The following is a 13,961-nucleotide window of genomic DNA, read 5'->3' on the forward strand; positions in this document are numbered from 1 at the left end:
ATCCTTTTATGCGTCTCATTAATAGCGTCTTGTAGTCTCATAGTAAAATAGCCCATCTACTTATTAGATGGGCTATTTTATTACTTTTATTGAGTTTTTGCCTTAACTGACTGGCATTAACCCAAAGGATGACTTTTTTTGTAACTAATTAAGTTAATACATAATTAGTAGCGTCTACTTACTGAACAACCATATCTTTAGTTTGTTCAACAGTCATGGTTTTGTCACCAGTAATGATGGCATATACACGACGGTTCATAGCGCGACCTTCTTCAGTGTTGTTATCTGCGATTGGTTGGTCATAACCATAGCCAACTGTTGATAGACGGTTTGGCTCGATACCAAATTCGTTGGTCAACATAGATTTCACTGCAACTGCACGAGCTTCAGATAGACGTTGGTTATAACGTGCTGAAGGACCTGTTTTAGAAGCGTGACCTTCAACGCGAGCGGTAGAGTTAGGATACTCACGCATCTTCTCTGCTACTTTAGCGATTTCAGGTTTGTATTGGTTTTTGATAGTTGATTTGTCGTTATCAAAGAACACACGTAGTTCCATTTTTAGCTCATCAGTAATATCTACTGGTACTGGGCAACCGCGCTCATCAACTACTACGTTCATTGGAGTGCCTGGGCATGCATCGATGCTATCAGGTACGCCATCACCGTCAGAATCAAGATCAGACTCAACGACTACTACTGGAGCAGTGTCAACTAAAGGCTCTTGCATTGGCGGTACAGCAACAGTAGGCGCTAAGTGGCCACCTAGTACAACTTCTAGACCAGCTAGAGCCATACCTTCCCACCAGTTTTGATCAAAGTTATGGATCGCACGAGCTTCACCACGTAGGCTTAACGCATCGTTAATACGATACATAGCACCTAAACCTAGGTTACCGATAGTATCTACAGTACCAGAAACCATCTCACCGCTTGCATCTTCAATTTCAATTTTAGAACGACCAGCACCAACTAAGGCATATGGTTTGAATGCATTATCAGTATAACCGCTGAACTCTTCAAAACCGATTAGGAAGTTACCAGAAATCATTTCTTGTTCTGCGTCAAATGCATCACTACCGTCTTGACGGATAGCATCAGTATTAGATACACCATATTCTACCTGAAACTGAGTAGAAGGAGTTAACTCGATACCTAAAGCAGCACCAGTATATAAACCATTTTCTTTATAATAGCTATCACCACTACCACTATAGTCTTTTAAAAGCTCTGCCTGTTCATCATCAGCACCTTCGCTGTAGTGATAACCAAGTAATAACGGGCTAATAGTAACACCAGCGTTTGCTGCTAGTGGAGCCGCTGTAATGGCAAATAATGCCAAAGCAATTTTATTTAATTTCATGAACTTCCTCCAAAGGATAATTTTAGTAATGCGTCAAGCAAAACCGCATCTTAAGATGTCCAAAAGCAGACATCATTTACGAATTTGAAATTACAAAGCAAAACCAATTAAGAAGTAGCTTAGCGATTATCAATTCAGTTTACAACTTTTTTCGTTAACCAGCTACACATTATTACACGATAATGTCATAACTAAAACACATTAGCCAGCTTAACTTACTGACGACTAACACACTTTACACTCTTTATCTTTTGTGTGTGAGGTCGCAATAGATGATGAAACGAATCCTATCTATTGTTTCAAGATATTTTAATACAAATCGTTAATTTTCTCTATCGTTAAAACTCCTTATTCACGAATTGAAACATTCTTTGACAGTAGACATATATTTGGTCTATATTCACTTAGCTAAACATTTTTCTGCTAATATCCAATATAGAACTTACGTAAACTTTATAGATACTTAAAATTTTGGCGCAACATTCAGGTTAATCGATTATTAATATATAGCTGTACCTCTTGTATAGGTAGCAATCTCTCATGATTCAATTATATAAAGTATCGTCAAGAAAGCAGACTCATTTTCAAGCACATAATAAATATGGCTTTACCTTGATAGAGCTGATTGTTACTGTCGCTGTGCTGACTATTATAGCAATGATTGCGACGCCTTATATCTTAGAGCAATTAGCAAGCATAGAAGCGAAGCGTATTGAGAGCCAAATTAAAAATACGCTAAAGTTAGCGAAAGCTGAAAGCCACATTAAAAGACAAAACTTGTTGCTTTGTCTTTCTAATGACGGCGCTACATGTCATAGAGACAGCTATAAGAAGCTATTATTATTTTTAGATGCAAATGACAATAAAAACTTTGACTTAGGAGTTGATGACCTGCTAGAAGAGCAGGCTTTAGAACCTAAATATAGTACCTTGTATTTACGAGTAGGAGATAAGCGTCATTACACCAAATTCTGGGGCGATAGCGGTAAACCCCGTGGCCATTTCGGACATATTAAGTACTGTCCAACCTCAACCTATAATCATGCCATGTATCAAATTTCATTTAATCAAGGAGGTGGTATTACTTATAAGCCTAATGCAAGCCACCCTACTGATTGTGGACAATAGAAATTACGACATTAAGTGTTTAAACATTTTGACGCATAGCAGACTTCATCATAACAACCGCTTGCTCTAACCCCACAAAAACAGCATCAGCAATAAGAGCGTGTCCGATATTTAGCTCATATATACCATCAATTTGCGCAATAGCGTGGACATTATCACGCGTCAAACCATGACCAGCATTAACCAAAAGCCTGGGATCAGCATGTTGCGCGGTTTGCACAGCTTGCTTAATTCGAGTAAGCTCATCATTCATTTTAGCGATATTACCTGCTAAACCCGCTTCCGCATAAGCGCCAGTATGCAATTCAATTGCATCTGCCCCACAGCTTACCGCTGCCGCAATCTGCTTGTCTTCTGGATCAATAAATAAAGAAACCTTGATACCGACTGCTTGTAATTTACTAACATAATCTGTTAGCCAAGCTACCTGCCCTGCAACGTCAAGTCCGCCTTCGGTAGTCAATTCGGCACGTTTTTCAGGTACTAAACATACCCAATACGGCTTAACTTGACGAGCAATCTCTAGCATCTCAGCCGTTGCTGCTATCTCCAAATTCATTCTGGTGGTTAGCTGCTCAGCTATCTCATAAACGTCAGCGTCTTGAATGTGACGGCGGTCTTCACGCAAATGAATGGTGATACCATCAGCTCCAGCTTGCTCACATAGCAGAGCAGCCGCCAAGGGGCTAGGGTAACTGACACCGCGAGCCTGACGTAAGGTCGCTACATGGTCAATATTTACCCCTAACAGAGGCTTTTTTAAGGCATTTTCTGAAGTTTGTGCTAAGTTGGAAGTCTTTACTGTAGTATTAGTCATAAAAAAATCCTTTTGTTCATATTTGGGTAATTTACTAAAAAATAGTTTATAGAATATTGGTATTTTACGCTTAAGTTAAGATTGATAGCGCTGTTGCTGCTGCCAAAGTAAGCGACTTTGTAAAGGCTGATAATCGAGCAAATGGTCAATTAATTGCCGATGCAAACGTGACCATGCATTGAGATTTGAGCTAGATAAACCTTGCTCTGCCATCGATAAAATCTCATTACCTTTAAAAATTTTTTGTGTAACAGCTATATCATCATTATGCACAATTGGCACTAAGCCCACATCAGGTAAAAAATGGTACCAGGTGTCGAGCTCGATAGTTTGATCTAAACTGTCATGTTTTAAAGTTAAAGCAAAACCCAATTCGTTAAACAAATACGCTTCAAACTGACGCAAACACAAACGCAGCTCGTTCGCAGTTAAAGGCTGCTTAAGCTGCTGTAAGCTATTTTGGTAGTGTTGCCATAATATTGGCATGGGATCTTCGGTGGGTAATAGTCGCCACAGTATTTCATTTAAATACAAGGCTGCATACTGATGTTGTCCGCTGATATTTTCATGATGCGGCGTCTCTACTAGATTTACGTTAGTGTCTTTTACCACTAAAGAATTTTGGGCTACTTGGGCTACTGAATCTTGAATTGCACTTAATGGCGCAATATTAATCTGCGTGAATGTTTTTAAATCGCGTTTACCGCTGGCAAAAAGTTGCAGGGGCATAAAAAGCGGCGCGCCTTTTTTGCCAACGCCATGGATGACACCATGTTGCTGAGAAAAAAGATAGTATAAGGCGCGCTTTTCTTGGTAGGGGCGCTGATGTAATAAATAACCGATTAACGCTTCATTACGCATGGATTATTACCTCAGCCGTGGTGATATAGAGACATGGCGGTAAACATCTACTCACCATGCTTTTTTAATCGTGCTTAATATCCTAAACTGGTCAAAGCGCGCTCATCATCAGACCAGCCGCGTTTCACTTTCACCCACAGTGTTAACATAATTTTCTTATCAAACAGCTGTTCCATGTCTTTACGTGCATCCATACCGACCTGTTTGATACGCTGACCCTTATCACCAATGACAATCGCTTTTTGTCCGCTACGCTCAACATAAATGGTCGCATCGATAAAAGTGACCGCTTTACGCGGACGACCAGTTTTTGGGTCAATATGCGCCGCTTCGTCTTTAAAACCATCAATCTGTACCGTCAAATCGTATGGTACTTCATCGCCTGCACTACGCATGATTTTTTCGCGAATAATTTCACTGGCTAAAAAGCGCTCTGAGCGATCGGTAATCTGCTCGCTATCATAGATAGGATCGGCGATTGGCAAATGCGAGGCAATCACTTCTTGCAAACGGTCTAGGTTTTGATTTTTTAAAGCAGAAACAGGGACGATATCAGCAAAATCAAAACTTTCATTAAACGTTTCGATCAGTGGTAACACGCTACCTTTATCTTTCAGCGTATCGGCTTTATTAATTACCAATACTACGGTCAGATTGGTATCGCCAAGCTTTTGTAGGGTTAATAAATCGTCATCACGCCACTGATCTGAATCAACCACAAATAACACCAAATCAACATCAACCAATGCAGAGACGGCAGCTTTATTCATACGCTCATTGATAGCCCGTACTTCATTGCGATGAATACCTGGGGTATCAACAAACACCGCCTGCATCTCGTCATTGGACAAAATGCCGTGGATACGGTGACGGGTAGTTTGCGGTTTACGCGAGGTAATAGACAGTTTTTGACCCAATAAATGGTTCATCAAGGTTGATTTACCCACATTCGGGCGACCAACAATGGCCACATAACCGGCTTTAAAATCTTCAGCGATATGGGCATTGTTATTTGATGAAAAGAACTCTTCTATCGTCGCATCGTTATCTAACGTCGTATCTTCGGTGTTATTAACTTTTAGATTGGTATCGTTTAATCTGACGTTGTTTTTCTGCGCGTCATCTTGTACAACGTCATTTTCTTCAGCCATATTTTGGTTTGAACTCATATCTGGGTTTTCGGTCATATCTCTGGCATTATCTTCATTATTTAATGGCAAATCACGGTGATTGCTCATGGGTTAATCCTATGGAGGTTGTCATCAGTTATGCCACTTATTAATTGTTTAAAGAAAAGCGACATAAGATTGATCATGTTAAAAAGATTGAAAATTTCAAAAAACAATTCCTTGAAATTATTTATTAAAATCATCGAATTTAGTATTAGAGAAAATGGTTTTTAAAAAATGAGCTTTAAAAAACTAGGTACGTCTTTTTGGCTGTCCTGGCAGTTTATGTAGCTGATTAATCATTAATTCTGCTGCTTTTTGCTCAGCGATACGGCGACTTTCACCAGATTCGGTAATATCAGGACAATTATTTATATTAACTTGACAACGTACTACAAAGATTTGGTGCGGAGCGTTACCACGGGTTTCCATCAGCTCATAATGTGGCAAATCAAACTGCTTAGATTGCAGCCATTCTTGTAAACGGCTCTTGGCGTCTTTTAGCGCTTTTTGGTCACTGACATTGTCTATGAGATCACCATACCACGATAGCACGCACGCACGGGTAATATCCATATCTTGACTGTCTAAATAAATAGCGCCTATTAATGACTCTACCGCATCTGCCAAGATAGAAGCACGATTGCGCCCGCCGCCTTTTCGCTCACCCACGCCCAATATCAAATGATTAGACAGCTCTAGGTTTTGCGCAATAATTACTAGCGATTCCTGCCGTACCAAAGTTGCCCGCATGCGCGTCAGACGGCCTTCATTTTGCGTAGGATAGCGGTGATATAAGGCCTCACCAACGATCATCCCTAATAAAGCGTCGCCCAAAAACTCTAAGCGCTCATAGTTTTTCTTGCTATCAAAGGAGCGATGGGTAAGCGCCAGTTTAGGCAAGCTTAAATCATTAAACACATAGCCCAACTTGCGCGACAAGATCGCTAACCGTTGAATAAATTCTGCGCTAATAATAAGCGTGTCATCAGACACGCTATTTTTATGGGGATTGGGAACCGCCTGAGGAGACTGCGAAGTTGGTTTCATGCGTGGTCTGTATGTATCCCTTTTTTTCAGTGGTAAATATAATGCAATACCAGTGTTTTAGAAATTGGTTAGAAAATTAAAAACAACAAAGTACTTTATTACTTTGATTTTAACGCTTTAAGTTTTGATATATAAGCTTTAATAGTTAAGTTATTCAGCAGTAGTAGCATCAATGTCGCCTTCAAAGCGATTAACGATATCGATATTACCAAAAAAATTATTGGTGGTTTCATATTTCTTATGAATAGCCAATTGACCTGGTTTTTTATCGGTGAAAGTAAACACTTCTTCTGCTTTGGTATCATAATCGGCGTTAATAGACAGCTGCTTATTCACGCGCTCTACAAACTGCTTGGCCGTTTCTTTATTGGTATTGGACTCTTTAAGCTGCGCACTTAAGGTTTTTGTTAATTGGTAATCGCCAATTTGCGCTGGTACAATAGCGACGAGCAATTTAGCTGCCACGCCCAAAACGATAATGATAAAAACGACACTCGTTACACTAGCACCGCGCTGCGAAGACAACCCAGATAACTGCTGCACCATAGGACCTCTCAAGGGGTAAGTTGCTATAGGTAAACTGCCATATTTAAAAAACTGTCTTATATATAACCTTTAGTATGATGGTTTTTATTAAACAACCATCATATTAGCATAAACTATTATCGGTACATTATTCTTTAGCGCAGCATTATTCTTTAGTGCAGCAATAATATCAATCAATACTACCATTACGCTTAAAGGTTGGTAAGTTAAGACCGGGCGGTTTATGCATCCAAATATAGACCGCTTTACCTGCTAAATTATCATCGGGAACAAAACCCCAAAAACGCCCATCAGCACTACGATCGCGGTTGTCACCCATTACAAAGTAGTGACCTTCTGGCACTTTGATACGCCATTCTGTGCCTTCAGAGCTGACCACTTCCGGCGATTCTTGCTGTAAAAACGGCGCGTACTGCGAGCTATTCATATCCGCTAAATAGCGAACCAAGTGTTTGTTGTCGCCTTGAATCTCTTCAAAGTACTTTGCCTCACTTTCTTCTTGCTGCCCCATTCGTATGGCATTGTCTTCAGTCAACACCTGTCCAGGTGCCACTTGTCCGGCTGGATATAGCTGTGAGGTCAGCTCAGCGTCGGCGTCAAAATTGACCGCTTTGGTAGGAACGGGCGTGTCATTAACTGCAAGCGTCCCTTGATTATAACTGACGGTATCGCCCGGCAAGCCGATCACGCGCTTAATATAGTAAATACTTGGGTTTTCTGGGTAACGAAAAACCGCTACATCGCCGTGCTCGGGCGCGCCTGTATCAAGTACTTTATTATAAGTCAGCGGTAGACGTACGCCATACGCGTATTTATTGACCGCGATAAAATCACCCGTGTACAAGGTTGGCACCATCGACGATGAAGGGATATTAAACGGCTCAATCAAGAATGAGCGCACTATCAAGACCACCGCCAACACTGGGAAAAAATCATATGCCCAACGTACCAGCAAGCTCTCTTTGCCGCGACCGCGGGTTTTACGCTGTTTGAGCGTCAGCTTCTCTAATAGCCAAATAATACCTAAGCCGAGGGTTAATGGCACTAAAATTAAATTAAAATCAAAATCCATACGAATTTGCCTATTAACGAGCTGAAAATCAAACTACTGGTGCAGTAAAGCTGTCTATGCCAAATATTGCTGTGTCTTTATCTTTTAAAAGATAATGAACGTTTAATTATCAACCTGTAAAACCGCTAAGAAGGCTTCTTGTGGAATCTCGACGTTACCCACTTGCTTCATACGTTTTTTACCCGCTTTTTGCTTAGACAATAGCTTTTTCTTACGCGAAACGTCACCGCCATAACACTTCGCTAGGACGTCTTTACGCATGGCTTTAACCGTACTACGACCGATAATTTGACTACCAATCGCCGCTTGAATCGCCACATCAAACATCTGACGTGGAATCAGCTCTTTCATCTTAGTGACCAGCTGATTGCCACGGAAACGCGCTTGATCTTGGTGTACTATCATCGCTAAGGCATCGACTTTATCGCCATTGATGAGGACGTCAACTTTGACCAATTTATCAGCTTGATAACGCTCAAAATTATAATCGAGCGACGCAAATCCGCGCGAGACTGATTTTAGGCGGTCAAAGAAGTCCATGACCACCTCACCCATCGGAATATCAAAAATCAACTGCACTTGGCGACCCATAAAACGCATATCGACTTGGACGCCGCGACGCTCAATACATAGTGTCATGACGTTACCCAAGTAATCTTGCGGCACTAGAATCTGACAGCGGGCAATTGGCTCACGGAACTCTTCGATATTATTTGGTTCAGGCAATCTTGACGGGTTATCTACGTAAATGACTTCACCATTTTTCTTTTCAATCTCATAAATAACCGACGGCGCGGTGGTGATTAAATCCAAGTCATATTCACGCTCTAAACGCTCTTGGATAATCTCCATGTGCAGCATACCTAAGAAGCCACAGCGAAAACCAAAGCCGAGCGCGTCGGAGGTATCAGGCTCAAAGTATAGCGACGCATCGTTAATCTGTAGTTTTTGCAGCGCTTCACGGAATTTTTCAAAATCACTAGAATCTACTGGGAACATACCAGAATAAACTTGCGGCGTGATTTGCTTAAATCCAGGAATGCGCTCAACATCAGGCGTACTGGCATGGGTAATCGTATCACCAACAGGCGCACCAGCAATATCTTTGATTCCTGCGATAACAAAGCCTACTTCGCCCGCTTGTAAAATACCTGTGTCTACAGGTTTCGGGGTAAAGACACCAATTGAGCCCACTAAGTGCGCCTCTTTGGTCGACTTAATATACAGCTTATCGCCTTTTTTAATCGTTCCTTCACGCACACGTACTAAAGACACCACGCCCAGATAGTTATCAAACCATGAGTCGATAATCAATGCCTGTAGCGGTGCATCACGGTCGCCCGTTGGCGCAGGAATAAATTCAACCAAGGCCTCTAGCAGTTTATCAACACCAAGACCAGATTTTGCAGAGACGCGCGGCGCATCAACGGCATCAATACCGATAATATCTTCAATTTCTTGAATCACGCGCTCAGGCTCAACTTGTGGTAAGTCAATTTTATTTAAAACCGCCATCACCTCTAAGCCCTGATCAACAGCGGTATAACAGTTGGCGACCGACTGTGCTTCGACGCCTTGTGCGGCATCAACCACCAATAGCGCGCCTTCGCAAGCCGCTAATGAACGTGAGACCTCATAAGAGAAATCGACGTGACCGGGCGTATCAATGAAGTTTAGCTGATAACGCTCACCGTTAGGATGATCATAAAACAAGGTCACAGACTGGGCTTTAATAGTGATGCCGCGCTCACGCTCAATGTCCATAGAATCAAGGACTTGCGCCTGCATCTCACGATCTTGCAGCGCGCCGCACATTTGAATAAAACGGTCAGCAAGGGTCGACTTGCCGTGATCAATGTGGGCAATAATAGAAAAGTTACGAATATTGGCTAATGCAGTCACAAAGCGCCTACTAAATAATGGAGGATTGAATAACGGATATACATAGTGTCAGATGGCAACCGTCGAATACATACTTATAGCTCATACTGGCCAATACGCCAAAAGAGACAGTTTAAGTACCTACTGTATTGCCGCAATTGAAATGCCCACAGCGCAAATGACTAACTTTTAATACGCGCAGGCATACGAAGGTATTCTAGCAGTTTTCCGCTATAAAGTAAGTGGATTTTGTCAGCAAGCAAAAATCAGGCAAAAAAAAACCAATCATAAGATGATTGGCATTTTACTACTGCTGGTCTTACTATATATGGTGGCGATGAAGAGACTTGAACTCTTGACCTCACGATTATGAGTCGTGCGCTCTAACCAGCTGAGCTACATCGCCATTTAAGGCTCGGTATAATACCGATAGAGAGGGCTTGCGTCAACCCCTAATTAGCATTTTTTGCGAAAAAGACGCATTTCATTCAAATTAACGGCAAATATGCATAATACTAACAATAAAAACGAACCGCAAAACAAAAAAGTTGGTAGACCGATAAGCCGGGTTCTGTCGTGGACGATCATTCCTCTAGGCGTATCATCGCTGATACGCTCAAGCAACCTACCCGCATCGAACGCGGGCCGCGCCATATCGATGCCTATTTGGTCTTGCTACGCGTGGAGTTTACCCTGCCGTGAGATGTTGCCATTCACGCGGTGCGCTCTTACCGCACCCTTTCACCCTTACCGATAATGTCTTGCGACACCAAAGGCGGTCTGCTCTCTGCTGCACTTGTCGTCAAGTTACCCTGCCCAGCCGTTAGCTGGCACGCTGCCCTATGTAGCCCGGACTTTCCTCCCCTGCGCATCTGTTGCCAGTGTGCAGCGGCGATCGCCTAGTCTACCAAGCGCGCTAGTATAGCAAAATTAGTATGAGGTGTGGAAAGTGTTTTGCGCTTATTTATTTGTTGTTATAAAACTATTTAAATAAAAGCGTTTAAATAAAATCTGGCGGTAAAGCTAAATTATCATTACCTATAGCGCTATTTGTCTGTTGCGCCATTTGCAGCCAGTAAGTGTTTGGATAATGGCGCGCTAAGTAGTTTTTCAAATAATCAATCGTACTATTGGCAATCTCATCATCTGTCTGAGCAGCACTATCATGAATATGGTTATAAATCACGCTATGCAGCGTTAAGCCGCGTGCTTTAATCGCCTCCAAACTCAGCAAGGTATGATTGATACTACCAAGCCGCCCTGAGGTTACCAAAACAACTGGATAGTCTTGCTCAGCAATATAATCTAAGGTTAATAGCTGCTCGGTTATGGGCACTAACAATCCACCTGCGCCTTCTAACAGCACCGCATCGTAGCTTTGTTGCAATTGCTGCGTAGATTTGGTGATGATTTTAAGATCTAAAACAGCATTGGCAAGTTTCACTGCTAAATGCGGCGAGGCGGGTTTTTCATAACGATACAGACAAGTGGTAAAGTCTAAATCACAAGGCTGCAATGGAATTCCCATTAATTGACGATGAGTGACGATATCATCAGCAATATTCATTTTACCACTAGCTGAATTGACACTAACGCCTGTTTGTACCAGCTTTTGAGTGATGACGCTAATGCCTTGCTGCATCAGCGCTTTCGCTAACATTCCCGTGGCATACGTTTTGCCAATATCAGTATCGATACCGGATATAAATAGCACACTCATAGCGAAGCTCTATCGGTGACAGGAATTTGCTCCAAATACGAAGTAACAACGGTTAGTAGCGCTTGGCACAACGTCACCAGTTCGTCATCGCTAATGACATAAGGCGGCATAATATAAACCAATTTGCCAAAGGGTCTGACCCAAATGCCATTGTCAATCAGCAAAGACTGAAAAACTGGCATATCAACCGCCTCATCTAGCTCAATCACAGCGACCGCGCCTAAACAACGTACCTCTTTAACACCGTCTAATTTTGCCGCTGTGGCTAGCTGCTCATCCATGATAGTTTGCATATTTGCCGTACGCGATTCGATATCATAAGACAAGATTAAATCAATTGATGCACAAGCGACTGCGCAGGCCAACGGATTGCCCATAAAGGTCGGACCATGCATCAGGGCGGGATAGTCGCTTTGGCTAATGGTTTCGGCAACCTTACGGGTACAGAGGGTCGCCGCAAAAGTCATATAGCCACCCGTCAACGCCTTGCCAATGGTCATAATATCAGGGCTGATACCCGCATGCTCGCAAGCAAACAGCTTGCCACTACGCCCAAACCCAGTGGCGATTTCATCAGCAATGAGCAGGACGTCATTTTCATCACACAATTGGCGTAATAGTTGTAGATATTCCGGACTATAAAAGCGCATACCACCTGCGCCTTGAATAATTGGCTCAATAATAAATCCGGCAAGCTGAGCGCTATGTTTAGCAAAAAATGTGGTTAATTCATCACGCTCATTTTGAGCTAGCTCACGCTCAAATCCTAATGGCGGTGCAGGGACAAAATGCTGCAAAGGCAATTGTTTACCATACAGGCTATGCATGCCGCCGACTGGGTCACAGACACTCATTGCATGCCAGGTATCGCCATAATAGCCAGAATGGGTCGAGGCAAATTGGTTTTTATTGGGACATCCGGCTGCAATTTGATATTGCAGCGCCATTTTTAGCGCTACTTCGACGGCAATGCTGCCGCTATCGGCATAAAATATCGCATCAAGACCATCCGGGACAATGGATAATAATTTTTTACCCAAATCTATGGCTGGCTGATGGGTTAAGCCGCCAAACATCACATGCGCCATTTTGCCCAATTGTGCAATCATCGCTGCATTGAGCACTGGATGATTATAGCCATGAACGCTTGCCCACCATGACGACATACCATCAATCAGGCGCGTACCATCTTTAGTAACGATATAAACCCCTTCAGCATGGTCAATAACGATATTTGGATAGGTGGGCGGCAAGCTGGCATAAGGATGCCAAAGGTGCTGTTGGTCGAAATCGTTGGTTGAGAGGTTATTTGTTAAGGGGTTGGATCTCATCATTTTTTATTTGCCAGTAATACGTTTGTATTTTGCCAATAAATCGCTTTGGGTTTCGACGTGGTTTGGGTCATGCGGGATACAGTCGACAGGACAGATGACCACGCATTGCGGCTCATCAAAATGACCGACACACTCTGTACATAAATCAGGGTCGATGACATAAATATCATCGCCCTCTGAAATGGCTTCATTTGGGCAAGCAGGCTCGCAGACATCGCAATTGATGCATTCATCGGTAATTAATAACGCCATAAACTGCTCCTTATTTGCTAGCAGTTGATAATAAATGAGTACGTCCGTGGTTTACGATTACACTTAATATTAAACCACCAGCCCATCATTAAAGCTTAGCTTGTTAAGCGTTTAGCTAAATTTAGCTGCTGAGTTTTTGTATAAAAGCTTCTGAAACGCAAGGTGGCACAAATTTCGTCACATCGCCGCCAAGTTTGGCAATTTCACGAATCATGGTTGATGAGATAAACGAGTAATTTTGCGACGGGGTTAAAAATACCGCTTCAAAGTTTTCATCAAGCTCGCGATTCATATTGGCCAGCTGAAACTCATATTCAAAGTCTGACATCGCTCGCAGACCTCGTAATACGGCGGTGGCATTTTTTTCGCGCATAAAATCGACCAGCAAGCCTTCAAAGCCAATCACCGACACTTGCGGCAAATCCGTAAATACCGTCTCAACCAAATGCACGCGCTCTTCGAAGTCAAATAAAGGTTTTTTATGATGACCAGAGGCCACGGCGATGACGACCTCATCGAACAATTTAGCCGCGCGTTTAACCAAGTCGACATGACCGTTGGTAATCGGGTCGAAGGTACCAGGGTATAAAATTTTGGTGTGCAATTTTGAAGAAGTAGCAGAAAGGCTCATAACAGGGCTAATATGGTTAATGATAATGACCCATATGCTAGCAAATTTTGCTCAAACTTCCTACTTATCTGCTACATTTGTCCTAACAGCCGATTTACCTTTTCGCTGTGCGCTTTGCTACAATAGGCGGTTCGACT

At 42.4% G+C, this 13,961-nt stretch carries 13 protein-coding genes, 1 tRNA gene and 1 other RNA gene; 1 reads left to right on the top strand and 14 read right to left on the bottom strand.

What is annotated here, in order from left to right; translation table 11 throughout:
• Positions 1-178: 178 nt before the first annotated feature.
• On the bottom strand, positions 179-1,363 hold the full coding sequence (locus tag A7325_RS06350) for an OmpA family protein (RefSeq protein ID WP_068405862.1): 1,185 nt from the start codon (positions 1,361-1,363) through the stop codon (positions 179-181).
• A gap of 540 nt (positions 1,364-1,903) precedes the next feature.
• Between A7325_RS06350 and A7325_RS06355 the strand changes: the two genes are divergently transcribed.
• Complete coding sequence (locus tag A7325_RS06355; protein ID WP_068405865.1) at positions 1,904-2,491, top strand: Tfp pilus assembly protein FimT/FimU; 588 nt, start codon at positions 1,904-1,906, stop codon at positions 2,489-2,491.
• 19 nt (positions 2,492-2,510) lie between these two features.
• Here the strand turns inward: A7325_RS06355 and A7325_RS06360 are convergent, their stop codons facing one another.
• The 13 genes from A7325_RS06360 to coaD form a co-directional block, all read right to left on the bottom strand.
• Positions 2,511-3,308 (bottom strand): pyridoxine 5'-phosphate synthase, encoded by a 798-nt coding sequence (locus A7325_RS06360; RefSeq protein ID WP_082894320.1) that lies wholly within the window; start codon positions 3,306-3,308, stop codon positions 2,511-2,513.
• Positions 3,309-3,383: 75 nt separating this feature from the next.
• A complete protein-coding gene (recO, locus tag A7325_RS06365) occupies positions 3,384-4,169 on the bottom strand; it encodes a DNA repair protein RecO (protein WP_068405867.1) in 786 nt (261 codons plus the stop codon).
• 74 nt (positions 4,170-4,243) lie between these two features.
• Complete coding sequence (gene era / locus A7325_RS06370; protein ID WP_369958256.1) at positions 4,244-5,320, bottom strand: GTPase Era; 1,077 nt, start codon at positions 5,318-5,320, stop codon at positions 4,244-4,246.
• A gap of 270 nt (positions 5,321-5,590) precedes the next feature.
• Complete coding sequence (rnc, locus tag A7325_RS06375; protein WP_068405869.1) at positions 5,591-6,388, bottom strand: ribonuclease III; 798 nt, start codon at positions 6,386-6,388, stop codon at positions 5,591-5,593.
• A gap of 150 nt (positions 6,389-6,538) precedes the next feature.
• A complete protein-coding gene (locus A7325_RS06380) occupies positions 6,539-6,934 on the bottom strand; it encodes a DUF4845 domain-containing protein (protein WP_068405871.1) in 396 nt (131 codons plus the stop codon).
• Positions 6,935-7,103: 169 nt separating this feature from the next.
• Positions 7,104-8,006 (bottom strand): signal peptidase I, encoded by a 903-nt coding sequence (gene lepB, locus A7325_RS06385; RefSeq protein ID WP_068405874.1) that lies wholly within the window; start codon positions 8,004-8,006, stop codon positions 7,104-7,106.
• Positions 8,007-8,108: 102 nt separating this feature from the next.
• Positions 8,109-9,908 carry a translation elongation factor 4 gene (lepA, locus tag A7325_RS06390; RefSeq protein ID WP_068405877.1) on the bottom strand — a complete coding sequence of 600 codons (1,800 nt, stop codon included), beginning with the start codon at positions 9,906-9,908 and terminating at the stop codon, positions 8,109-8,111.
• A 308-nt stretch (positions 9,909-10,216) separates the two neighbouring features.
• A tRNA-Met gene (locus tag A7325_RS06395) sits at positions 10,217-10,293 on the bottom strand.
• Between the two features lie 138 nt (positions 10,294-10,431).
• Positions 10,432-10,798: RNase P RNA component class A (rnpB, locus tag A7325_RS06400), an RNA gene on the bottom strand.
• 89 nt (positions 10,799-10,887) lie between these two features.
• Entirely contained in the window at positions 10,888-11,607 is a 720-nt protein-coding gene (gene bioD, locus A7325_RS06405) for a dethiobiotin synthase (RefSeq protein WP_068405880.1), read from the bottom strand.
• Positions 11,604-12,941 carry an adenosylmethionine--8-amino-7-oxononanoate transaminase gene (bioA, locus tag A7325_RS06410; protein ID WP_068405883.1) on the bottom strand — a complete coding sequence of 446 codons (1,338 nt, stop codon included), beginning with the start codon at positions 12,939-12,941 and terminating at the stop codon, positions 11,604-11,606. The genes bioD and bioA overlap by 4 nt, the downstream gene beginning before the upstream one ends.
• A gap of 3 nt (positions 12,942-12,944) precedes the next feature.
• Positions 12,945-13,193 carry a YfhL family 4Fe-4S dicluster ferredoxin gene (locus A7325_RS06415; RefSeq protein ID WP_068405886.1) on the bottom strand — a complete coding sequence of 83 codons (249 nt, stop codon included), beginning with the start codon at positions 13,191-13,193 and terminating at the stop codon, positions 12,945-12,947.
• 121 nt (positions 13,194-13,314) lie between these two features.
• Entirely contained in the window at positions 13,315-13,824 is a 510-nt protein-coding gene (gene coaD, locus A7325_RS06420) for a pantetheine-phosphate adenylyltransferase (RefSeq protein WP_068405888.1), read from the bottom strand.
• Positions 13,825-13,961 lie beyond the last annotated feature (137 nt).

This window comes from Psychrobacter sp. SHUES1, from assembly GCF_001652315.1.
In the GTDB taxonomy this organism is placed as follows: Bacteria; Pseudomonadota; Gammaproteobacteria; order Pseudomonadales; family Moraxellaceae; genus Psychrobacter; species Psychrobacter faecalis.